General features: G+C 67.9%; 20 protein-coding genes. 12 read left to right on the plus strand and 8 right to left on the minus strand.

The annotated features are described in order from the left end of the window. Nucleotides 1-26: 26 nt before the first annotated feature. The 4 genes from ychF to DZC73_RS27205 are packed head-to-tail and all read right to left on the minus strand — an operon-like array spanning nucleotide 27 to nucleotide 5259. On the minus strand, nucleotides 27-1118 hold the full coding sequence (gene ychF, locus DZC73_RS27190; protein WP_124543525.1) for a redox-regulated ATPase YchF: 1092 nt from the start codon (nucleotides 1116-1118) through the stop codon (nucleotides 27-29). A gap of 36 nt (nucleotides 1119-1154) precedes the next feature. Then, nucleotides 1155-2036 carry a DMT family transporter gene (locus tag DZC73_RS27195; protein WP_124543526.1) on the minus strand — a complete coding sequence of 294 codons (882 nt, stop codon included), beginning with the start codon at nucleotides 2034-2036 and terminating at the stop codon, nucleotides 1155-1157. Beyond that, the gene (locus DZC73_RS27200) at nucleotides 2036-2884 is read right to left on the minus strand and encodes an MOSC domain-containing protein (protein ID WP_198415013.1); all 849 of its coding nucleotides are present in this window, start codon (nucleotides 2882-2884) and stop codon (nucleotides 2036-2038) included. The genes DZC73_RS27195 and DZC73_RS27200 overlap by 1 nt, the downstream gene beginning before the upstream one ends. Next, nucleotides 2881-5259, minus strand: coding sequence for an AsmA family protein (locus DZC73_RS27205; protein WP_124543528.1), 2379 nt, complete (start codon nucleotides 5257-5259; stop codon nucleotides 2881-2883). Before DZC73_RS27205 ends, DZC73_RS27200 begins: the two co-directional genes overlap by 4 nt. Nucleotides 5260-5340: 81 nt before the next feature. Between DZC73_RS27205 and DZC73_RS27210 the strand changes: the two genes are divergently transcribed. The 8 genes from DZC73_RS27210 (at nucleotide 5341) to DZC73_RS27245 (ending at nucleotide 14633) form a co-directional block, all read left to right on the plus strand. Further along, nucleotides 5341-6453 (plus strand): FAD-dependent monooxygenase, encoded by a 1113-nt coding sequence (locus tag DZC73_RS27210; protein WP_124543529.1) that lies wholly within the window; start codon nucleotides 5341-5343, stop codon nucleotides 6451-6453. A gap of 11 nt (nucleotides 6454-6464) precedes the next feature. Then, a complete protein-coding gene (locus DZC73_RS27215) occupies nucleotides 6465-7211 on the plus strand; it encodes a DsbC family protein (protein WP_124543530.1) in 747 nt (248 codons plus the stop codon). A 79-nt stretch (nucleotides 7212-7290) separates the two neighbouring features. Further along, nucleotides 7291-9030, plus strand: coding sequence for a M61 family metallopeptidase (locus DZC73_RS27220; RefSeq protein WP_124543531.1), 1740 nt, complete (start codon nucleotides 7291-7293; stop codon nucleotides 9028-9030). Then, nucleotides 9015-10151 carry a DUF3108 domain-containing protein gene (locus tag DZC73_RS27225; RefSeq protein ID WP_124543532.1) on the plus strand — a complete coding sequence of 379 codons (1137 nt, stop codon included), beginning with the start codon at nucleotides 9015-9017 and terminating at the stop codon, nucleotides 10149-10151. The genes DZC73_RS27220 and DZC73_RS27225 overlap by 16 nt, the downstream gene beginning before the upstream one ends. A 57-nt stretch (nucleotides 10152-10208) precedes the next feature. Next, complete coding sequence (locus DZC73_RS27230; RefSeq protein WP_124543533.1) at nucleotides 10209-10997, plus strand: enoyl-CoA hydratase; 789 nt, start codon at nucleotides 10209-10211, stop codon at nucleotides 10995-10997. A gap of 23 nt (nucleotides 10998-11020) precedes the next feature. Continuing rightward, nucleotides 11021-12844, plus strand: a complete 1824-nt coding sequence (locus DZC73_RS27235; protein WP_124543534.1) for an HSP90 family protein — start codon at nucleotides 11021-11023, stop codon at nucleotides 12842-12844. Further along, a complete protein-coding gene (locus DZC73_RS27240) occupies nucleotides 12835-13962 on the plus strand; it encodes a hypothetical protein (RefSeq protein WP_124543535.1) in 1128 nt (375 codons plus the stop codon). The genes DZC73_RS27235 and DZC73_RS27240 overlap by 10 nt, the downstream gene beginning before the upstream one ends. Further along, nucleotides 13959-14633, plus strand: coding sequence for a hypothetical protein (locus tag DZC73_RS27245; protein ID WP_124543536.1), 675 nt, complete (start codon nucleotides 13959-13961; stop codon nucleotides 14631-14633). The genes DZC73_RS27240 and DZC73_RS27245 overlap by 4 nt, the downstream gene beginning before the upstream one ends. A 4-nt stretch (nucleotides 14634-14637) precedes the next feature. Here the strand turns inward: DZC73_RS27245 and DZC73_RS27250 are convergent, their stop codons facing one another. From DZC73_RS27250 to lysS, 4 genes are all read right to left on the minus strand, one after another. Further along, nucleotides 14638-15030 (minus strand): DUF3037 domain-containing protein, encoded by a 393-nt coding sequence (locus tag DZC73_RS27250; RefSeq protein ID WP_161974765.1) that lies wholly within the window; start codon nucleotides 15028-15030, stop codon nucleotides 14638-14640. Then, nucleotides 15008-15799: a HipA family kinase gene (locus DZC73_RS27255; RefSeq protein WP_124543538.1), complete on the minus strand. Its 792-nt coding sequence runs from the start codon at nucleotides 15797-15799 to the stop codon at nucleotides 15008-15010. Before DZC73_RS27255 ends, DZC73_RS27250 begins: the two co-directional genes overlap by 23 nt. Nucleotides 15800-15816: 17 nt before the next feature. Next, nucleotides 15817-16380: a PNPOx family protein gene (locus DZC73_RS27260; RefSeq protein WP_124543539.1), complete on the minus strand. Its 564-nt coding sequence runs from the start codon at nucleotides 16378-16380 to the stop codon at nucleotides 15817-15819. An 83-nt stretch (nucleotides 16381-16463) separates the two neighbouring features. Then, nucleotides 16464-17945 carry a lysine--tRNA ligase gene (gene lysS, locus DZC73_RS27265; protein WP_124543540.1) on the minus strand — a complete coding sequence of 494 codons (1482 nt, stop codon included), beginning with the start codon at nucleotides 17943-17945 and terminating at the stop codon, nucleotides 16464-16466. Nucleotides 17946-18022: 77 nt separating this feature from the next. Between lysS and DZC73_RS30635 the strand changes: the two genes are divergently transcribed. From DZC73_RS30635 to DZC73_RS27285, 4 genes are all read left to right on the plus strand, one after another. Next, nucleotides 18023-18574 (plus strand): acyltransferase, encoded by a 552-nt coding sequence (locus tag DZC73_RS30635; RefSeq protein ID WP_124543541.1) that lies wholly within the window; start codon nucleotides 18023-18025, stop codon nucleotides 18572-18574. Continuing rightward, nucleotides 18571-19623, plus strand: a complete 1053-nt coding sequence (locus DZC73_RS27275) for a glycosyltransferase (RefSeq protein WP_161974766.1) — start codon at nucleotides 18571-18573, stop codon at nucleotides 19621-19623. Before DZC73_RS30635 ends, DZC73_RS27275 begins: the two co-directional genes overlap by 4 nt. Before the next feature lie 75 nt (nucleotides 19624-19698). Continuing rightward, nucleotides 19699-20457 carry a TylF/MycF/NovP-related O-methyltransferase gene (locus DZC73_RS27280; RefSeq protein WP_124543543.1) on the plus strand — a complete coding sequence of 253 codons (759 nt, stop codon included), beginning with the start codon at nucleotides 19699-19701 and terminating at the stop codon, nucleotides 20455-20457. Continuing rightward, entirely contained in the window at nucleotides 20454-21713 is a 1260-nt protein-coding gene (locus tag DZC73_RS27285; RefSeq protein ID WP_124543544.1) for a lipopolysaccharide biosynthesis protein, read from the plus strand. The genes DZC73_RS27280 and DZC73_RS27285 overlap by 4 nt, the downstream gene beginning before the upstream one ends. Nucleotides 21714-21715 lie beyond the last annotated feature (2 nt).

Genomic DNA, 21715 nt, shown 5'->3' on the forward strand with positions numbered 1-21715 from the left:
ATCGACCGCCGGAAGGCGTCACCCGGTCAGACGTTGAACAGGAAGTTCATCACGTCGCCATCCTTGACGACGTATTCCTTGCCTTCGGCGCGCATCTTGCCGGCGTCCTTGGCGCCTTGTTCGCCCTTGAAGGCGACATAGTCGTCATAGGCGATGGTCTGGGCGCGGATGAAGCCGCGCTCGAAGTCGGTGTGGATGACGCCCGCCGCCTGCGGTGCGGTGTCGCCGATGTGGATGGTCCAGGCGCGCACTTCCTTCACGCCGGCGGTGAAGTAGGTCTGCAGGCCCAGCAGCTTGAAGGCGGCGCGGATGAGGCGGTTCAGGCCGGGCTCGGTCTGGCCCATCTCCTGCAGGAACATCAGCTTGTCGTCGTCGGCCATCTCGGAGAGTTCCGATTCGGTCTTGGCGCAGATGGCCACCACCGGCGCCTTCTGCGCGTCGGCGTAGGCACGCAGCTTGTCCAGCAGCGGGTTGTTCTCGAAGCCGCTCTCGTCCACGTTGCCCACGAACATGGCGGGCTTGGCGGTGATGAGGCACAGCGGCTTGAGCACCACCTGCTCTTCCTTGCTCCAGGCGAGGCTGCGCACGGGCTTGGCCTCGTTCAGCGCGGCCTGGCACTTGTTGAGCACGTCCACCAGGCGCTGGGCTTCCTTGTCGCCGGCCTTGGCGGGCTTGACGTAGCGCGCCAGGCTCTTCTCGACGGTGGTCAGGTCGGCCAGGCACAGCTCGGTCTGGATGACCTCGATGTCGGCGATCGGGTCCACCTTGCCGGAAACGTGGACCACGTTCTCGTCCTCGAAGCAGCGCACCACGTTCACGATGGCGTCCGTCTCGCGGATGTGGGCGAGGAACTGGTTGCCCAGGCCTTCGCCCTTGGAAGCCCCCGCCACGAGGCCCGCGATGTCCACGAACTCCACGATGGCCGGCACGATGCGCTCGGGCTTGACGATGGCCGACAGCGCGGCCAGGCGCGGGTCGGGCAGCTCCACGATGCCCACGTTGGGCTCGATCGTGCAGAACGGGTAGTTCTCGGCGGCGATGCCCGCTTTCGTCAGCGCGTTGAAGAGGGTGGACTTGCCCACGTTGGGCAGGCCCACGATGCCGCATTTGAGGCTCATGGGGGACTTTCTGGACTTCGAGGGGAAAGGCGGATTTTAGGCGGGCCGGCGCAGCATCAAGGCATTGCCCGCCACGGCCAGGGCGGCGCCCGCGAAGGTGAGCAGATCGGGCCGGAACGCCTCGAACAGCATGGAGACGACCAGTGCGAGCAGCGGCGTCATCACGCCGATGGTGCCTGAAGGCCCGGGGCCGATGCGGTCTTGCAGCGTCAGGTAGCAGGCGAAGGTGAGCACCGAGCCGGCCAGGGCGAGATACAGCAGCGAAATCCACCACGACGGTGCCGATGGCAGGGCGAAGGACTGCCCCTGGGCCAGCGCGATCACGGCGGCGGCCAGGGCGCCGTAGACCATGCCCCAGCCCAGTGCGGGCCAGAAGGGCAGGCCGCTGGTGCGGTTGCGGCTGGCCGTCAGGCTGCCGATGGCCGACAGCAGCACGGAGCCCACGGTGAACACCGCGCCCAGGGCGGTGGACGTGCCCTCGGCGGCCTTGCCGAATTCGGGCCAGAACATCAGGGCCACGCCCACCAGGCCCAGCACGCCGCCCGCGACGAAGCGACCAGTGACACGCATGCCGAACAGCAACTGCGCGCCCAGGCCAATGAGCAGCGGAGAGGCCGAGTAACCCACCGCCACCAGCCCGGACGGCAGGTGCCGCTCCGCCTGGTACACGCAGATGTACGACACGCCATACATGAACACGCCCTGCAACGCGAGGCGGCCATGGTCCACGAGGGCGAAGCCAAGCCGCTCGCCGCGCACGAGGCACATGGCGAGCACGCACAGCCCCGCCAGGCCGAAGCGCAGCGCCACGCCCACCTCGGGCGTGGTGTGGCCGATCTGGTAGGTGATGGCATGCCAGGTCGTGCCCCAGACGAGCACGCAGATGGCGAAGAGATGCCAGCTTCTGAGGCCGGCCATCAATCGAAGCGGTAGGTGGCGTCGCCTGCGAGTCCCACGCGCAAGGGCTGCTCGATGCCGGCCAGGATCACCGCATTCATGCCGAAAGTGATCGCGCCGTCCACGCGCGGGTCGGCGCGGTAGGTCAGCAGCATGTCGCCCACCGCATGCCCGCGCTCGGCGGTGGCGGGGTCGATGTCGGGGATGGGGCAGCGCGGGCAGGGCTTGACCAGCTTGAGGCGCACACGGCCTGCATTGAACTCGATCTCGTCGAGGTGGTCCTCGCCATGCGACTCGATGCCGTCGATCACCAGGTTGGGCCGGAAGCGCGCCATCGTCACCGCCGCATGCCCGGCCGCAGCCAGGCGCTGGTTGAGTTCATCCAGCGCTGCCTGCGAGGCCACCAACACCGGGTAGCCGTCGGAGAAGGCGTTCTCCGCCTCGATCTCGCCCGTCCACTGGCGGTTCGACAGGCGCTTTTGTTCCGGGTCGAAGCGCACCAGCCGCAGCTTCTGGCCGAGGAAGTCGCTGAACCATTGCACAGCCAGGTCGCCCATGTCGTAGGCCGCGACCTCGTCGCGCCACACCGTCACGCGGCATGGGGCTTCCACCGCGTTCAGCGACAGGTGCAGCGCCAGCATGCCGGGTGCGCGCAGCACCATCTCTTCGTGCTTGAGCGTGGGCTTGACCAGCGCCATGCGCGGCAACTCACGCTGGGTGACGAAGCGGCCTTCGGCATCGACCACCATCCAGGCGCGATCAAACTCGAAGCCGGTCTCGACGAGCAGCGTCTCGTCCAGCGCAATGCCGGCGCAGCTCTTGATGGGGTAGACGTTCAGCGCAGCGATGCGCACCTGTACATCGCTCACTTGAACAACCCCTTCAGTCCCTTCTTCAATGCATCGGCCGCGGTGGGCTTGGAGGCGGCGCCCGAGGCCGCACCGGCCGCGGGTTTCAACCCCAGCTTCTCGCTGAGCTTGTCCTCGAGCTGCTTCGTCGCCGCCTGCGTGGCAATGGCCGACCATTCGATCTTCCAGTCCAGCGCCTCGAACGGCCCGGTGAGCCGCACGGGAATCGTCAGGCCCTTGAGCGCCGCCAGTTCCGCGCCGTCCTGCCCCTTGGCCGTGGACGCCACCGTGGCCCGCGCCACGTAGTCGATGCGCCCCTTGCCCACGTCGATCGCGCCTTCGCCGCCCAGGCGAAGGAACGGGCTCTTCATGTCCAGGTCCTTGCTGCGGGCCACGCCGTCGTTGATCTGGAAGCTGGCCGACAGCTCGCTGAAGTCGGTCTTCTCGGTCTGGCTGGCCTTCTGCGATGCGTCCTGCTTCATCGACAGTGCCGCCTTGGCCTGGCGCAGGCTCTTGGCGAGGTTGATGCCCTTGACCGCGCCATCGCGCAGCTGAAGGGCCGCGCTGCCCTGCAGCCGCGAGCGCAGTTCGTTGACGCTGCGGCCGGCGCTGTCCAGGTCGAAGCTCACGCGGCCGTTGCCTTCGATCCAGTCCTTGGCGGCCACGTCTTTCACCAGCGCATTCACGTCCACGCCAGTGGCCGCGCCCTTGATGGCGATGCGGCTGGCGCGGGCATCGGCAAAGGCGGTGGCGTTGAGCTGACCGCCCCAGGCCTTGCCCTGCAGCTCGGTGATGCGCAGCATGCCGCCGTCCAGCGTGGCCTGGATGCGCGCGTCATTGACCTTGTACTGCTCGAATGCGAAGCGGCCCGCCACCACGCTGACCTGCGCATTCACGGCCCGCAGGCCGCTCAGGTCCACGGGCACGTCGGCGTTGCCCGCGGCGGGCTTGTTGGGCGTCTTCTCTTTCGTGAGCAGCTTGTTCAGGTCCAGCGAATCGAAGTTCGCCTTCGCGTTGATCTGCGGCGTGTTGCCCGCGAGCACCGCGCTGCCTTCGGTCGCGAACTTGTTGTCGTTGAGCTGGCCGGCGATGTTCCAGCTCGACTTCTGCGCCGAGGCCAGCGCGTTGCCGCGGATGTTCAGCGCCAGCGGCTGCAAGCCGGGCTCCTCAACCTTGGCCTGCAAGTCCAGCTTGTCCAGCGCCAGCGAGCCGGGCTGGGGCTTGATGACCAGGTCGCTGCGCAGCGTGCCTGCGAGCTTGCGCTGTGGCGAGGCGCTTTCCACCTGCGCCTCGAAGCCCGGCAGGTTCACCGCATCGAAGCTGCCACTGGGCGCGGTGCTCTTGAACTTCGCGCTCAAAGGCATGTCGCCGCCGCGCGAGAGCTTGCCGCTGAAGGCGCTGCCCGAGAGCGATTTGCCGGCCACCGCGAGCTCGGGCCATTCCAGGTCCAGCGTGATGGGCTGGCCGGCCTGCGAGGCCTTCACGGCGGCCACCAGCTTGCGCAGGTCCAGCTTCTGCGCATCAGGCTCGAAGGCGAAGCGCTCGATGCTCAGCGTGGTGCCGTCGTGCTTGAGCGCGCCGGTGTGGCCCGACAGCTTCACCGACAGGTCCTGCGCGTTGACGCTCTTCTTCGTGCCGTCCCAGGCCACGTCGCCCTTGAGCGCCACGTCCACGCCGCTCAGGCCGGGCGCGTCGCCCTTGAAGCCGAGGTTCATCTTCTTGAGCGAGGCGGACTGCGTGTCCATGTCCAGCGTGAGGCGAGTCTCGCCCGTCAGGTTGCCCTTGAGCGCGGGTTGCTTGAAGTCGAACTGCAGGTCCAGGTCGACCGGTGCCTCGACGCGGTTGGCCAGCCTACCGGATTTGAACTTCGCCAGCAGCACCTGCCCATTGGTGCCGCTCTTGTCGTCGCGCACGGTGGCCTTCACGTCGGCCAGTTCGATGCCGCTCACGTCGAAGCGCACGGGCTTGCTGGCGGTCTCGGTCTTGGGGGCTTCGTCGGGCGTGAGCAGGTCGTCGATGTTGCTCTTGCCCTTGGCGTCGCGCAGGTACGTGACGCGCACGCCCTTGGCCTCGATGCGGCCCACCACCACCTCGCCGTGCAGCAGCGGCAGCACGTCCACTGCCAGCCCGGCGGAATCGATGGCAGCGAAGTTGTCGGCCTTGGCGGCTTCGCTCAGCGTGACCTTGGAGACCTTCATCGCCAGCCGCGGGAAGATCGACAGCTCGATGGGGCCGTCGATCACCAGCGTGCGCTGCTTGTGGGTCTTCATCCAGTCGATGGCCACGCCCTTGTACTTGTTCGCGTCGAAGCTCGCGACGAACACCGCACCGGCGATCACCACCAGCACGACCAGGCCGACCAGCCCGATCAGGACCCTGCGTATCCAGACACCCATTCGTTCCTCTTTCGTTTTGAGGGGAAATTGTGCCCTTGCTTGAGGCTCAAGGTCATTTCAGCGTCCCTACAATCGCCCGCGATGAAACCATTCGACGTGCTGGTGAGGGGTTCGGGCATCGTGGGGCAGAGCCTCGCGTTGTCGCTTGCCCGCCTGGGCCTTCAGGTGGCCCTGCGGCCCGACCCGGTACGCCGCGATACCGGGCCCGACGTGCGGGCCTACGCGCTCAACCCCTCGTCGGTGGGCCTGCTGCAGGGCCTGAAGGTCTGGGACGCGCTGCCACCCCAGGCGGCCACGCCGGTGCACGACATGCACATCGAGGGCGACGCCCCGGGCGGGTTGATCGAGTTCTCCGCCTGGGAAGCCCGCGTGGGAGAGCTGGCGCACATCGTGGATGCCGCCGTGCTCGAGCGCGAACTGGCCTCCGCGGTGCGCTTCTCGCCCCACGTGAGCGTCGTGGACAACGATGACGTCCGCGCCCCGCTGACGGCCTTGTGCGAAGGCAAGGCCTCGTCGGCGCGGGAAGCGCTGGGCGTGGGCTTCGACAAGGACGACTACGGCCATCGCGCCATCGCGGCCCGGCTGACGGCCTCCACGCCCCACGTGAACCTGGCCCGCCAGTGGTTCCGCTCGCCGGACGTGTTGGCACTGTTGCCTTTTGATACGCCAGGAGTGGGCCACTCCTATGGCCTGGTGTGGTCTTTGCCCAACGATCGTGCCCAGGCGCTGCTGGTGCTGGACGAGCGCGCCTTCGAGCAAGCCTTGATGGAGGCCACCGGCGGTGCTGCCGGCGAGCTGACACTGGCGTCCGAGCGGGCCGCCTGGCCGTTGATGCGCGGCCATGCACAGGCCGTCTCCGGCCGAGGCTGGGTGCTGCTGGGCGATGCGGCCCACGTCGTGCATCCGCTGGCCGGGCAGGGCCTGAACCTGGGCCTGGCCGACGTGGCCGCCCTCACGCAGGTCATCGCCCAGCGCGAAGCCTGGCGCGACCTGGGCGACGAGAAGCTGCTGCGCCGCTATGCCCGTGCCCGCCTGGCCCCCACCTGGGCGATGGGGCACGTGACGGACGGACTTCTCCAACTTTTTGCACATCCCACGCCGTCGGTGCGGGAACTTCGCAACCGCGGGCTGACTCTGGTCAACCACCTGTCCCCTCTCAAGCGCTGGCTCACGGCCCGGGCGCTCGACTCCTAGAAAGCACTCCGATGGCTATCCTCCGCCGCTTCCTGCTTGCCCTGGCCTGCTCGGGTGCCTTCATGGCCGCCAGCCAGCCCGCCCTGGCCGATGACGCCGCCATCCGCAAGAACATCGCCGAGCGCTTCCCCGAGTGGCCCAAGATCGACGAGATCAGCAAGACGCCCATCGCCGGGCTGTACGAGATTCGCCTGGGCACCGACATCTTCTACACCGACGAGACCGGCAGCCACCTGGTGGAAGGGGCGCTGATCGAGACCAGGACCAAGACCAACCTCACCGAGGCGCGGATCAACAAGCTCACCGCCATCGACTTCGCCGCGCTGCCGCTGAAGGACGCCATCGTCTGGAAGCAGGGCACGGGCGCCCGCAAGCTGGTCATCTTCGCCGACCCGAACTGCGGCTACTGCAAGAAGTTCGAGCGCGAGCTGCAGGGCGTGAAGGACGTGACCGTCTACACCTTCCTGTACCCCATCCTCGGCGGCGACTCGCCTGACAAGTCGCGCGACATCTGGTGTGCCAAGGACAACACCAAGGCCTGGCGCGACTGGATGCTCAACGGCACAGCGCCGATGCGCAACATGGGCGCCTGCGACACCGGTGCCCTGGCGCGCAACGTGGCCATGGGCCGCAAGCACAAGGTCAACGGCACGCCCGCCCTGGTGTTCGAGGACGGCAAGCGCGTGCCCGGCGCCTTGCCGCCGGACCAGGTCGAGAAGAACCTCACGGCCGCGGCCTCGGCCCGCAAACCCGGCTGACGCCCAGGTTTCTCCCCGGCCGGGGTGCACCCCGGCTGAGGCGACAATGGGTCGCAACCCCCCGAGTTGACGACCCCGCATGATTTCCTACCGAATCGACATTGCCGACGCGAACGCCCACCTGTTTCGCGTCATGCTCACCATTCCCAACCCGGCCGAGCGCCAGATCCTGAGCCTGCCGGTGTGGATTCCCGGCAGCTACCTGGTGCGCGAGTTCTCGCGCCATGTGTCCGAGCTGAAGGCCACCCAGGCCGGCAACCCGGTCGCGCTCGACCAGCTGGACAAGGCCACCTGGGAAGCCACCTGCAGCGGCAAGGCGCCGCTGGTGCTGCGCTACCTCGTCTACGCCTTCGACACCTCGGTGCGCACGGCCTTCCTGAATGCGCAGCGCGGCTTCTTCAACGGCACCAGCCTGTGCCTGCGCGCCGAAGGGCGCGAGGACGAAGCGCATGAGATCGAGCTGGTGCAGATGCCCGAGGGCTGGGAGGTGGCCACCGGCATGGGCGCGGTCACCGTGGACGCGCTTGGCCGCGGCACCTACCGCTCGGCGGACTACGACGAGCTGGTGGACCATCCCTTCGAGCTGGGCCGCTTCTGGCGCGGCCGCTTCGAGGCCTGCGGCGTGCCGCATGAGTTCGTGGTGGCGGGTGCGTTCCCTGACTTCGACGGCGAGCGTCTCGTCGCCGACAGCAAGACCATCTGCGAGGCGGCCATCAAGTTCTGGCACGGCAGCGAGAAGCCGCCCTTCGACCGCTACGTCTTCATGCTCAATGCGGTCGACGAAGGCTATGGCGGCCTGGAGCACCGGGCCAGCACCGCGCTCATCGACGCGCGGCGCAACCTGCCGCAAAAGGGCAAGGCGGAACTCACCGACGGCTACGTGACGCTGATGGGTCTCATCAGCCACGAGTACTTCCACACCTGGAACGTCAAGCGCCTGAAGCCGCGCGAGTTCGCGCCCTACGACTTCACCCGCGAGAACTACACCGAGCTGCTGTGGTTCTTCGAAGGCTTCACCTCCTACTACGACGACCTGCTGCTGGTGCGCGCCGGCCTCATCGACGAAGGCCGCTACCTCAAGCTCGTGGCCAAGACCATCTCCGGCGTGGCGGACACGCCGGGACGCAAGGTGCAAAGCGTGGCGCAGGCCAGCTTCGACGCCTGGGTGAAGTACTACCGCACCGACGAGAACACGCCCAACGCGACCATCAGCTACTACACCAAGGGCTCGCTGGTGGCACTGGCGCTGGACCTCACGCTGCGCTCGCACCAGGGCAACCTGGACGAGGTGATGCGCGGGCTGTGGGCGCGCAGCGACGGCGGGCCGATCAGCGAGGCGGACATCCGCGACGTGCTGCGCGAAGTGGGCGGGCGTTCTTTCGACGAAGAGATGCAGGCCTTCGTCCACGGCACCGGCGACCTGCCGCTGCAGTCGCTGCTGGAGCGCGTGGGCGTGCAGTGGCAGTCGCAGGCACCGACGGTGCCGCAGCGGCTGGGCCTGCGCGTGAACGAGAGCGCGCTCACCGGCGTGCGCATCAGCCACGTGCTGCGCGGCGGCGCGGCCGAGCGCGCCGGCGCCTCGGTGGGCGACGAGGTGCTGGCCGTCGACGACTGGCGCATCCGCCGCCTGGACGACCTGCAGCGCGTGACGGTGGCCGGCGGCCAGGCGAGGCTGATGGTGTCGCGTGACCAGCGCGTGCTCCACCTGCCGCTGGCATTGCCCAAGGATGATCCGGCCCAGGGCGCGGTCTCGCTCACGGCCGATGCCAAGGCGCAGAAGCCGGCGCAGGCGCTGCGCAAGGCATGGCTCACGGGCTGAGCTTCTGGCGTGCGCTGGCCGGCGCGGGCGAGCCCTGGCCACGGCGCCTGACGGCACTCTCGCTCGTGGCGGCTGTGGTGGTGATCCATGGCTGCATCGCCGACCACATGGGCGAGCGCATGCTCGACCTCACCGTCTACGCCGACATGCCCGAGCGGGTGGAGGCGGTGTTCGTGCGGGAGATGGAGCCGACGGCGCCGCCCGCACCCGCGGCGGTGATGCCGCCCGTCCTGAAGAACGCTGCGAAGCCGCGGCGGGCCAGCGCGCCGGCGAAGGCGGCATCCCAACCGGTGCCGGAGCCTGAACCCGAGAAGGTGGCGATGGCCGAGCCTGAGCCGGTACCGGTCGAACCTGCGTTGCCGGCCAGCGCGCCCGAGCCTGCAGCCTCCGAGCCTGCGGCAGCCGCATCTGCGGCGCTTCCCGTGGCCGGCGCCGGCAGCGCCCCGGCCTTCGAATGGCCAGCCTCCACCCGCGTGAGCTACGTCCTCAGCGGCAACTACCAAGGCGAGATCCACGGCACCGCCCAGGTGGAGTGGATCCGGCTGGGCAACCGCTACCAGGTGCACCTGGACGTGACCGTGGGCCTGCCCATCCTGCCGCTGATGAGCCGCAAGATGACCAGCGACGGCGTGCTCACGCCTGAAGGCCTCGTGCCCCAGACCTACGACGAGGACAGCAAGGTGGCCGGCCGCGACCGCCAGCGCCGGACCATCCGCTTCGAGCCCGATGCTGTCGTGCTGAACGATGGCAGCCGGCGCGAGCGCTGGCCCGGCGTGCAGGACGCGGCCAGCCAGTTCGTGCAACTCACATTCCTTTTCACCAACAAGCCCGCGTTGCTGGCGCCAGGCCAGACCGTCGAGGTGCCGCTGGCGCTGCCGCGCAACATCGACCGCTGGATCTACGACGTGCTGGAGACCGAGGTGCTTTACACGCCCTTCGGCGCCGTCGAGGGCGTGCACCTCAAGCCGCGCCGGGTGGCGCGCAAGGGCGGCGATCTCGTGGCCGAGATCTGGGTCGCGCCGACGCTGGCCTACCTGCCCGCGCGCATTCGCATCGCCCAGGACGAAAACACTTTCATCGATTTGATGATCAAGCGCAGGCCCCAATTGGCATCCCAGTGACAGACAGCCGCCGCCGGCCCTTCGTATAGTCACGCATCGACGAACAGGAGACCCCCCATGAGCTACGAATTCATCCTCACCGAGGTGCGCGGCGACGGCGAGCGCAAGACCGGCCTCATCACCTTGAACCGCCCCAAGCAGCTCAATGCGCTCAACGACGGCCTCATGAACGAACTGGGCGCGGCGATGAAGGCCTTCGATGCGGACGACGGCATCGGCTGCATCGTCATCACCGGCAGCGAGAAGGCCTTTGCCGCAGGCGCGGACATCGCCGCGATGGCCAGCTGGACCTACATGGACGTCTACAAGACCGACTACATCACCCGCAACTGGGAGACCATCCGCGCCATCCGCAAGCCGGTGATCGCCGCGGTGGCGGGATTCGCGCTGGGCGGCGGCTGCGAGCTCGCGATGATGTGTGACTTCATCATCGCCGCCGATACCGCCAAGTTCGGCCAGCCCGAGATCAAGCTGGGCATCATCCCCGGCGCCGGCGGCACGCAGCGCCTGCCGCGCGCCATCAGCAAGGCCAAGGCGATGGACCTGGTGCTCACCTCGCGCATGATGGACGCTGCCGAAGCCGAGCGCGCCGGGCTGGTGTCGCGCGTGGTGCCCGCGGCCGAGCTGATGGACACCGTGCTGGCCGCCGCGCAGAACATCAACGACTTCAGCGGCCCGAGCGTGATGATGGCCAAGGAATGCGTGAACCGCGCCTACGAAGGCCCGCTGGCCGAAGGCATCCAGTTCGAGCGCCGCATGTTCCATTCGCTGTTTGCCACCGAAGACCAGAAGGAAGGCATGGATGCGTTCGTGAACAAGCGCAAGCCGGCGTTCAAGCAGCGCTGAACACCGTCCGACGAAAGCACTGCATGGAGCATCGATTCCAGATCAACCTGTCCGGCCTCATCGACCTGCTGTCGAATCATCTCTATACCCGGCCGGATGTCTTTGTCAGAGAGCTGCTGCAGAACGGAGTCGATGCGATCGCGGCGAGGAACCGGCTGGGGCCTTCCCACGAAGGCAGCATCCAGATCAGCCTCGAAGGCGAGGGCGTGGTGGTCTTCAGCGACAACGGCGTGGGGCTGACCGAAGACGAGATGCACCGCTTCCTGGCGGTCATCGGTGAGTCATCCAAGCGTGGCGACTGGCTGGGGTCTCCTCAAGACTACATCGGCCAGTTCGGTATTGGGCTGCTGGCCTGCTTCATCGTTGCGGAGGAAATCGAGCTGACCAGCCGCTCGGCTCAGCACCCCGATGCCCCATCGCTTCGCTGGCGTGGCCGGCCGGACGGCACCTATGACATCGAGCGGCTGGATGAGCCGGCCCCGGTGGGCTCCCAAGTGCGCCTGGTAGCCAAGCCTGATGCGCGCCGCTTGTTCAAGTTCGACCCGCTGCTGGCTGCCGCGCGGCACTACGGCGCGATCCTGCCGTTTCCTGTGCACCTGCGCGAAGGTGAGCGTACCGAGCGGGTCAATGATGCGAACCCCGCGGGCCGCTTTCCCTGGGACGCCTCGCACCTGCCGCGGTCTGCACGGCGCGACCATTGGCTGGAATGGGGCCGGCGTACGCTGGATGAGGATCTGCTGGATGCCATCGAGCTCCGTTCGGACACCGGCGGCGTGGACGGCGTGGCTTTCGTGCTGGCTCGCGCGCCCGGCTTCACCCGCAAGTCGCGGCATCGTGTGTACCTCAAGCGCATGCTGCTGTCTGACAGCGTCGAGAACCTGCTACCGCCGTGGGCGTTCTTCGTCCAGTGCATCGTCAACTGCCAGGACCTGCGGCCTACCGCGGCACGCCATTCGTTCCACGAGGATGCCAGCCTGCAGCAGACGCAGCAGGAGCTCGGCCAATGCCTGCGCCGCTACCTGCTCGATCTCTCTCGCAACGACCCTGAGCGCCTGCAGCGCTTGATGACCCACCATCATCTGGCGCTGAAGGCGTTGGCTTTGGAAGACGACGAGTTCTTCGAACTCTTCGCGCCCTGGTTCCCGCTGCAGGCCAACTTTGGCTGGACGACTTTGCAGCATGTGCTGTCGCGCAAGCGCCAGATCCGAGTGACGCGCACGGTGGACGAGTTCAGGCAGATCGCGCAGATCGCCGCTGCACAGGGCATGGATGTGGTCAACGGCGGCTACACCTACGATGCGGACTTGATGGCCCGGCTGCAGGAGCTCAAGCCCGAAATCCCGGTGCTCTTCGTGCAGCCGTCGGACATCGGCCAGCAGCTCGCCGGGTTGGGACAGGAGCAGGAGGCGCTGCATGCCACATTCCTCGCCTCGGCCACCGCGGTGCTGGAGCCGTTCTCCTGCCTGCCACGCCTGAAGCTGTTTGAGCCGGCAGACCTGCCCACGCTGTACATCGCCAACCGCGAGGCCACCAATGCCCGCGTTGTTGCAGCCAGCGCCGAAGAGGCCGACGACTTGTGGCGCGACGTGCTCACGCAGATCGGCGATGAGGAGCCGACGCCCAGCGAACTGTGCTTCAACCTGGCCAATCCACTCGTGCGGCGGCTGGCCTCGCATGCGGACGCGACCGTGGTGCAGCGCATCGTCCAAGTGCTGTATGTGCAGGCGCTGCTGATGGGCCATCACCCCTTGGGAAGCGCCGAGTTGAACGCGATGAGCGAGGGGCTGTCTGGCCTGCTCGAATGGAGCCTGATGAGTGCGGGCAGCGGGGCGACGACATGGCACTAGACGACATCCCCGAGACCGACGATCCCTACGAGCTGATCTCTCGCGCCGCGGCACTGGAGTTCGGAGCGCCGGAGCGGTCCAGCCTGCTGGACCGCGCCATAGTGCTCGCAGACCGCTCGGGCTCGCAGCGTGCGCAGTTTGATGCGCGCATGGCCCGCGTGGAGGATGCGACCTTCGGCGGCGATCCGGAGATCGCGCTGGCGCATTTCGCCTGGTGCAAGAAGCTCGCCGCGCAAGACGCCGAGTACATGACCTTCGAGATGCGCTGGTACCACAAGTACGTGAGCATGGGCATGGCGAGCTTCGCCCGGATTTCGCAACGGCAGATCGACGCCATCGATGCGGACATGATGGCGCTCTACAAGGAAGAGGGCATCAGCCTGAGGCCCGTCTATACCTGCCGCGTGCATCGGCTGCAGCAGCAAGGGCGCGTCGCCGAGGCGCGCCAGGCCTGGGACGAGGCCATGACCCACCGGCGCGACGCCTACGCCGATTGTGCAGCCTGCGAGAAGTCGCGGCTGATCACCTTGCTGCTCTCGGAGGAGCGGTACGACGAAGTTGTCCGCGTGGCCGAACCCATCGTCGCGGGCCAGCTCAAGTGTGCGGAGGTGCCTCACACCGTCCTGCCCAGAGTCATGCAGGCGCTGAACAGGCTGGGGGATGCACAGCAGGCCGAGGCGCTGGCGGATCGCAGCTACCGGCTCATCCGATCCAACCCCAACTTCCTGTCGTCGACGTGCACGCACGTCCACCACCGTGTCGCACTGGGCCAGTTCGACAAGGCGGCTTCACTGCTGCTTCGGCACGCCCCGTGGGCGCTTGCGTGCCGGGACGACCTGGACCGACTTGAGTATGCAAACACGCTCGGACTCGTCCTGCGGCTGGGCCGCGACCAGCGCAAGACGCGCAGCGCCAGTCTGCCCAAGCTGGCCGATGTCGTCGATCAGTTCCTCGGCGCTGCGCAGCCTGGTGCATCACCTGCGGACTACGACCTGCTTCTCCAAAGAGTCGATCGCGCCGGCCAGGCGATGTCGGCCGCGCTCGATGCCCGCAACGGCAACTCCTTCTTCGCCCGCGCCTGGGGCGTCTGCAAGTTCCAATCGAACGCTTTGACATGAAATTCCTGAGCGCCATCCTGGCCGCTTTCCTGTGCCTGCCGGCGTGGGCCAGCGACCCCACGGCCGAGTCCTCCTTCGGCCTGCACGGCATGCTGCTCTTCGGCGGGGCCGACGGCCTCTACGCCTCGCACCTGCCGATGTTCCACAAGCCGCACGACGCGCAAGTGGTGTTCGCCTTGCGCATCGCCGACCCCAGGCTGGAGCGCAAGCTGCGCTGGGACGTGGGTGCCAAGCCCAAGGTGTGGACGCTCGTGCCCGAGAAGTTCGAGCTGAGCCGCCTGGCGCCTGATTCAGTGAACCCGTTGCGGTCGTTCAAGGCCGATGTGGTCGAAGGACATTTCGAGCGCGGCGGCAAGACCCGGCTCAAGGACGTGACGGTGCAGGTGGTGCAGATGCTGCGCTACCAGCCGCTGGACCCGAACGCGCCGCCGGCCAGGATCGCGCACTACCGCGCGGTTGGGCGCGGCGACACCTGGTTCCTGGTGAAGGACATCGAGGGCCGGCCGAGCTATGACCATGTGATCGAGCTACGGGGTGCGAACAAGCCCGAAGACGTCGACGTGCCGGTCAACGGCGTGAAGATGCCGCCGATGTCGGCCTTCAAGGGCAAGCTACCCAAGCATGACCGGGTGCTCAAGACGGTCTACTACGAGACCGACGACCTGAAGTGACGCGCTAGGCAGGGCGGCGGACCATCTTCTCGACGAGGTGGTCCAGCGCCGCCTCCATGTCTTCGCAACGGCCCATGTGCACGGCCGAGGTCTGGATGACGGTGCTGCGCGGCGCCACCAGCCAGTGGAAGCGTTCGCGCACCGACAGCTTGCCGATCGGGCCCGCACCGTCGCCACCCACGCAGATGGCGGGGATGGTGGCGAGGTTGGCCTTCACCGATTCGAGGTCGGCCTTCGCATCCAGCGCCAGCAGCCGTGACTCGTCCAGCTCGATGCGTGCCTTCAGGAAGCCCTTGGCCGCGCAGGACACGATCACCCCGGCATTGATGAACTCGCCCCGTTCCACGCGCGGCACGACCCGCACGATGGCGTAGTCATAGATGTGCGGACCGGGCACGGAGGGCCTCCTCGACGAACAGGTGGGGGGACTCAATGCGCTTGAGCAGGTACTGGCGGTAGGCGTCGCGGTGCTGCGGCTTTGCATCAGGGCCGGAGAACATCGGGTCGTCGTCCAGGAACTCGTCGGGGATGAGCGCAACGATGCCTTCGATGACCGGCGGCGTGAGCGCCGCCGTCATGCGGCGGTTGGCCTCTTCCAGCTGCGACGCCTGGGCGAGGAGCACGTGGTCCTTGATGAGCGCGAAATGGCTGGTCGCACGATCGAGGTAGTCGGGCCAGTTGTGGTGGAAGTACAGCGCCGCGCCATGGTCGATGAGCCACAGCTTGCGGTGCCACATCAGCATGTTGGCGTTGCGCGGCGTGCGGTCGACGTTGGTGACGAAGGCGTCGAGCCACACGATGCACGAGGCCAGCAGCGGCTCGATCTTCTCGGCCAGCGGATCGAAGGTGACGGAGCCGGGCAGGTAGTCGAGCGCCAGGTTCAAGCCTGCGCTGGCCTTGATGAGGTCCTGGATCTCGGGGTCGGGCTCGGTCTGCGCCAGGGCCGGGTCGAGGTTCACGAAGACGATCTCGGGCACGGGCAGGCCGGCGGCGCGGGCCAGCTCGCCGGCCACCAGCTCGGCGATCAAGGCCTTGCGGCCCTGGCCGGCGCCGCGGAACTTGAGCACGTACAGGCCGGCATCATCCGCCTCGACCACCGCGGGTAGCGAGCCGCCTTCGCGCAGCGGCGTGACGTAGCGGGTGGCGGTGATGGTGCGAATGGGCATGGAGCGGATTGTCGCGCTCAAGGTTGCAGCCAGCGTGCGCCCTGGGCATCGAAGCGTGCGCGGCGGTGGCCTTCGGGGTGCAGCTCCAGCCAGTCGATGGACCGGACCTGGGCCGTGACCACCGCGAAGCATTCACGCATCGATGCGGCCGCCGGTTGATGCGGGTCCGGCAACTCGGCGCCGGGCGCGAGCGGTGACAGGTAGTCCTGCGCGGCTGGCGTGAGCTTCAGGCGCTGCCACCGCGAGGAGACGGCCAGGCCTTCGTCTTCGGCGGACAAGAGGCAGCGGCAGCGCAACTGCCAGCCGAGCGACGGCGACCACATGGCCAGCGTCGCGCGTGGGTGGCCGGCGATCTGCGCGGCCTTCGGGCTGCGCGAGTCGGTGAAGAAGACGAGCGAGCGGGACGCTTCATCCGCCTCGCGCAGCACCACGGTGCGCGCGTCGCCGAAAGCGCCCTCGTCATCGCACGCCACGGTGGCCAGCATCGGCGTGCGCCAGCCATGCGACTTGTCTCGCACGGCACGCGACAGCTCGATCCACACCGCGGCTTCGATCGCTTCGAGCGTCGGCAGCCGCAGCATGGGTCAGCCGGCGCCGAGCCGCCTCAAGGCGGCTGAACGCCCCCTCGGGGGGCAGGAGCGAAGCGACGTGGGGGCTGTTGTCATCACCCTTCCTTGCGCAGCGACGGGAAGAGGATCACGTCGCGGATGCTGGGGCTGTCGGTGATGAGCATGATCAGCCGGTCGATGCCGATGCCGCAGCCGCCGGTCGGGGGCATGCCGTACTCCAGCGCACGGATGAAGTCGGCGTCGTAGTACATGGCTTCTTCGTCGCCGGCGTCCTTGTTGGCCACCTGCGCCTGGAAGCGCGCGGCCTGGTCCTCGGCATCGTTCAGCTCGGAGAAGCCGTTAGCGTATTCGCGGCCGGTGATGAACAGCTCGAAGCGCTCGGTGATGGCCGGGTTGGTGTCCGACGCGCGGGCCAGCGGCGAGACTTCCACCGGGTAGTCGATGATGAAGGTGGGCTGCCACAGCTTCTCTTCAACGGCCGCCTCGAACAGGCCGAACTGCAGCTCGGGCAGCTTCCAGTGCGCGGGGGCTTCCTCGCCCAGGGCCTTGAGCCTGGCGCGCAGCACCTCGGCATCGTCGGCTTCGCTTTCCGACAGGCCGGCGTGCACCACCAGCGAGTTGCGCACCGACAGACGGGCGAAGGGCTTGTCCAGGTCCACCGGCTTGCCGGCGTAGGTGATGCTCGCCGAGCCCGTGGCGCAGCGCGCGGCGTGGCGCAGCACGGCCTCGGTGAAGTCCATCAGGTCGTGATGGTTCCAGTAGGCCGCGTAGAACTCCATCATCGTGAATTCGGGGTTGTGCCGAACCGAGATGCCTTCGTTGCGGAAGTTGCGGTTGATCTCGAACACCCGCTCGAAGCCGCCCACGATGAGCCGCTTGAGGTACAGCTCCGGCGCGATGCGCAGGAACATCTCCTGGTCGAGTGCGTTGTGGTGGGTGACGAAAGGCTTGGCGTTCGCGCCGCCCGGGATGGGGTGCAGCATGGGCGTCTCGACTTCGAGGAAGCCGTGCTCGACCATGAAGTTGCGGATGGAGCTGACGGCCTTGCTGCGGGCGGCGAAGCGGGCACGGGAGGTTTCGTCGGTGATGAGGTCGACGTAGCGCTGACGGTACTTCTGCTCCTGGTCCTTCATTCCGTAGAAGTCGCTGGGCAGCGGACGCAGGCTCTTGGTCAGCAGGCGCAGCGAGGTCACGCGCACCGACAGCTCGCCGGTCTTGGTCTTGAAGAGCTGGCCCTGCGCGCCCAGGATGTCGCCCAGGTCCCAATGCTTGAAGGCGCTGTAGACCTCTTCGCCCAGCGCGTCCTTGGTGACGAAGAGCTGGATGCGGCCCGAGGCGTCTTGCAGCGTGCCGAAGCTGGCCTTGCCCATCACGCGCTTGAGCATGAGCCGGCCGGCCACGCTCACCTGCACGCCCTGCGGCTCCAGCTCCTCGTTCTCCAGCGGCCCGTACTTCAGGGCCAGGTCGGCCGCGTGGTTCTTGGGCTTGAAGTCGTTCGGGAAGGCCACGCCTTGTTTGCGGATCGCGGCGAGCTTTTCACGGCGTTCGGCGATGAGCTGGTTGTCGTCTTGGTCCATGGCGTGGTCGGGCTGGGTGATGCTGAAAGGCAAACCATCAATTGTAGGTGCCCCGGCCTCTAGAATCCCGGCACCCCATGAGTTCGCGCGCCTCACATTTCGTCGACCAGCTCTATTTCCTCGGGCTGGCGGCCATCAACACCTTGCACGGGCTGCTGCCGTTTGTCGCTCGGCCGCTGCTGTACAGGCTGTGCCGCTTCGATGTCCACCGCGACGCCACGCTGCAAGGCGGCGTGCGCTTCTTCCACGTGGGGCGGCTGTCTGTGGGCGAGGGGAGCCTGATCAACCGCGGGGTCTACCTGGACAACCGCATGGGCATCCGCATCGGGCGGCAGGTGTCCATCGCCCACGACGCGAAGATCTACACCCTGGGGCATGACCCGCACGACGAGACCTTTGCCGCCAAGGGCGCGGAGGTCCGCATCGACGACTACGCGGTGGTGTTCGCGGGGGCGATGATCATGCCCGGTGTCCACCTGGGCGAGGGCTCGGTGGTGATGGCCGGGGCCGTGGTCACCAAAGACGTGCCGCCCGGCCGCATGGTGGGTGGCAACCCGGCGGTGGACCTCGGCGAGCGCCGCTGCAAGCCGACCTACCGTCTCAAGCGCCGCTACTGGTTCGCGCATTGAGCTCGCGCATCGCCATCGTCGACCCGGGCTCGTTCATCCTGCCCTATGACTTCCGGTTGGTGAGGTCGCTGTCACGGCAGGGTCAGGCGGTGGATTTCTACGGCTCGCGCACCCGCTACAACGGCGAGTTCCTGGAGGCGATGAAGGCCTTGCCGGGTGTGCAGGTGTTCGCGGCCGGCATTTCCCGCACCGTCGCGCCGCGCTGGCGGGGCGCCTTGGCCTACCTCGGGCTGCTGTTCCAGCTGCTGATGAAGTCCAGGCGCTACGACAGCATCCACCTGCAGTTCAGCGGCTTCTGGCCGGCCGAATGGCTGGTGTTCGGCCTGTTGCAAGGCCGCTTCGTCTACACGGTGCACAACGCCGTGCCGCATGGCTTCACGGGGGCGCAGCATGCGCCCACGCTGCGCCTGGCCCGTCTGGCGCGCTCGCTGGTGTTCGTGAGCGAGGCGACGCGCGACGATTTCATGCGGCGCTACGGCGAGGGTTTCCGCGCGAAGTCCGAGGTGCGGCCGCACGGGCTGCTGCCGGTGACGCCCGATTCGCCCGTGGTGCCGTACGCCGCGAGCCGGCGCTTCGAGGCCCTGGTGTTCTGGAGCCGGGTCCAGCCCTACAAGGGGGTCGAGCTGTTCGAGGAACTCGCCCGCTCGCCAGCCATCCAGGCGCGAGGGCTGGCGCTGGAAGTCTTCGGCGCCTGGGACGACAGCCTGCTGCCGCTGGCGCGTGAGCTCCAGTTCCTGGGCGTGAAGGTCATGGACGGCTACCTGCCCGATGCCGAGCTGCTCGCCTTGCTGGACCGCGAGGTGGTCTTCGTGCTGCCCTACCGCGCCGCCTCCCAGTCCGGCGCGATGTATGCGCTGCTGAACCACGGTCGGGTGTTCATCTGCTCGGACGTGGGTGACCTGGGCGCGTTCATGCGGCGCTACGGGCTGGAAGGGCTGCTGCTGCAGGACCGGTCCGCCGAGTCGGTCGAGCGCTGCCTGCAGTACCTGGAAGCGAACCGCGACACCGTAACGGCGGCCTTTGCCCGGGCCCAGGCGGACAACGCCTGAGCAGGCATCCCCACGGTGCGACAATCGAGGGTTTGACCGACCGCCCCGCCCCAGGGGCTCACCGGACCCCGTCCCATGAAGAAAATCGTCAAGGCCGCGCTGGCTCGCAGCGGCTGGGAACTCGGCCGTACCGCGGACCGTGTCCAAGGCGCGCTGGCCGACCTGCCGGAAGCCGACCGCGCGCTGATCGCCCGGGTGGACCCGTTCACCATGACCAGCCTGGAGCGCCGGGCCAGCCTGCTGGGCGCGGTGGACCACATCGTGAAGCACCGCATCCCCGGGGACATCGTGGAGTGCGGCGTGTGGCGCGGCGGCAGCATGATGCTGGTGGCCCTGGCGCTGATGGCACGCGGCGACACCTCGCGCCATCTGTACCTCTTCGACACCTTCGAGGGCATGAGCGAGCCGACGGCCGAGGACAAGGCGCTGTCGGGCGAATCTGCCCAAGCCCAGCTCGCCCGCACCGAGCGCGACCATCCGCTGTGGGCGGTGGCCAGCCTGGAAGACGTCAAGGCCAACATCGCTTCCACAGGCTATCCGGCCGACAAGATCCACTTCGTCAAGGGCAAGGTGGAAGACACCATCCCCCAGACCATCCCGCAGCGCATCGCCTTGCTGCGCCTGGACACCGACTGGTACGAGTCCACGAAGCATGAGCTGAACCACCTGTACCCGCTGCTGTCGCGGCATGGCCTGCTCATCATCGACGACTACGGCCACTGGCAGGGTGCGCGCCAGGCGGTGGATGAATACTTCGCCGGCAGCGCGCAGCCGGTGTTCCTGCACCGCGTGGACTACACCGCGCGGCTGCTGGTCAAGTACGACGGCGAATGACGGACTCCAAGGCGCCGCGGCTCTTGCACTCCCTGCCGCAGGTGTATGCGGCGGCGGCGGTGCGCCTGCTGCTGCCCTTGCTGGTGCTGCCGCTGGTCGCGTCTCGCGTGGGCGCTGACGAGTTCGGGCGGCTGAGCTTCATCCTGGTGTGGGCCAGCCTGCTGTCGATGGTGGTGGAGGGCGGCTTCCTCGCGGCGGCCACGCGCCTTGCGGTGACGGCCGATGCACCGCGCCGCTGGCAGATCGCCCAGCAGGTGTTCACCGCGCGTTGCGTGCTGTGCCTGCCGGCGGCGGCGCTGGCCGTGGTGGCGGTGCTGGTGGCCGGGCATGGCTCTGTGCATCCCGTGGTGGATGTGCTGGCGATCGCCGCCCTGGCCTGCGCCATGGGTTGGCCGGCCACGTGGTACCTGCAGGCCACGCAGCAGCTCAACCGCTGGTCGCGGGTGGAGCTGGTGGTCTATGCCACTTTGATGGCGGGCTGCTGGCTGTTCGCGCGCAGTGTGGAAGCCTACGTGGCGATGCAGCTTGCCGCATCGGCGGCGCTGGCGTTGCTGGGGTGGCGCTGGCTGGTGCGTGACTTCGACCAGGCTCACGCGCCGCTGTGGGCCCGGCACGAACTGGGCGATGGGCTCAAGCTGGGCTGGACCATGATGCCCGTGGCCATCGCCGGTGCCGCCTACTCTTTCGCACTGCCGGCGGCGGCCTCCATCCAGATGGCCAAGGCCGAGCTGGGCCTGTACTTCATGGCCGACCGCATCGTGCGGGCGGTGCTCAACGCGGCGGAGCCGGTGTTCTCGGTGGTGTATCCGCGCATCGTGACGATGTTCGCCACCAGCGCCCGCGCTGCGCTGCGCTATGCCGCGGTCTGGGCGGTGGGCGGCACGCTGGTCGGGCTGGTGCTGATGCTGGCCGGCCAGGCGGCCTGGCCCTGGATCGAGCCGGCACTGCTGCCGCGGGCCGGCAACATCGACCTCGCCAGCCTGCACGCGGTCATGTTCATCCTGGCCTGGCTGCTGCCGTTGCTGCTGGGCTGGAAGTTCATCGGCTACTGGATCCTCGGCAGCGGACGCTACGACCATGCCTACCGCGCCTGCGTCATCGTCGGCGGCGTGGTGGGCGTCCTGGGGGCGGCCACCGTGGGCGGGGCCGGCGGTGCGCGCGGGCTGGCCTGCACCGCCCTCATCGTGGAGACCGTGGTCATCGCGGTGGCCGTGGGCGGCGTGCTGCTGACCCGCCGCCTGCGCGCCGCGGGTTGACG

This window comes from Rhizobacter terrae, assembly GCF_003852895.1.
GTDB lineage: Bacteria > Pseudomonadota > Gammaproteobacteria > Burkholderiales > Burkholderiaceae_C > Albitalea > Albitalea terrae.

Coding starts and splice junctions, on each gene's coding strand:
- ychF (WP_124543525.1), bottom strand. CDS start 1,118: ATGAGCCTCAAATGCGGCATCGTGGGCCTGCCCAACGTGGGCAAGTCC.
- DZC73_RS27195 (WP_124543526.1), bottom strand. CDS start 2,036: ATGGCCGGCCTCAGAAGCTGGCATCTCTTCGCCATCTGCGTGCTCGTC.
- DZC73_RS27205 (WP_124543528.1), bottom strand. CDS start 5,259: ATGGGTGTCTGGATACGCAGGGTCCTGATCGGGCTGGTCGGCCTGGTC.
- DZC73_RS27210 (WP_124543529.1), top strand. CDS start 5,341: ATGAAACCATTCGACGTGCTGGTGAGGGGTTCGGGCATCGTGGGGCAG.
- DZC73_RS27215 (WP_124543530.1), top strand. CDS start 6,465: ATGGCTATCCTCCGCCGCTTCCTGCTTGCCCTGGCCTGCTCGGGTGCC.
- DZC73_RS27220 (WP_124543531.1), top strand. CDS start 7,291: ATGATTTCCTACCGAATCGACATTGCCGACGCGAACGCCCACCTGTTT.
- DZC73_RS27225 (WP_124543532.1), top strand. CDS start 9,015: ATGGCTCACGGGCTGAGCTTCTGGCGTGCGCTGGCCGGCGCGGGCGAG.
- DZC73_RS27230 (WP_124543533.1), top strand. CDS start 10,209: ATGAGCTACGAATTCATCCTCACCGAGGTGCGCGGCGACGGCGAGCGC.
- DZC73_RS27235 (WP_124543534.1), top strand. CDS start 11,021: ATGGAGCATCGATTCCAGATCAACCTGTCCGGCCTCATCGACCTGCTG.
- DZC73_RS27240 (WP_124543535.1), top strand. CDS start 12,835: ATGGCACTAGACGACATCCCCGAGACCGACGATCCCTACGAGCTGATC.
- DZC73_RS27245 (WP_124543536.1), top strand. CDS start 13,959: ATGAAATTCCTGAGCGCCATCCTGGCCGCTTTCCTGTGCCTGCCGGCG.
- DZC73_RS27255 (WP_124543538.1), bottom strand. CDS start 15,799: ATGCCCATTCGCACCATCACCGCCACCCGCTACGTCACGCCGCTGCGC.
- DZC73_RS27260 (WP_124543539.1), bottom strand. CDS start 16,380: ATGCTGCGGCTGCCGACGCTCGAAGCGATCGAAGCCGCGGTGTGGATC.
- lysS (WP_124543540.1), bottom strand. CDS start 17,945: ATGGACCAAGACGACAACCAGCTCATCGCCGAACGCCGTGAAAAGCTC.
- DZC73_RS30635 (WP_124543541.1), top strand. CDS start 18,023: ATGAGTTCGCGCGCCTCACATTTCGTCGACCAGCTCTATTTCCTCGGG.
- DZC73_RS27280 (WP_124543543.1), top strand. CDS start 19,699: ATGAAGAAAATCGTCAAGGCCGCGCTGGCTCGCAGCGGCTGGGAACTC.
- DZC73_RS27285 (WP_124543544.1), top strand. CDS start 20,454: ATGACGGACTCCAAGGCGCCGCGGCTCTTGCACTCCCTGCCGCAGGTG.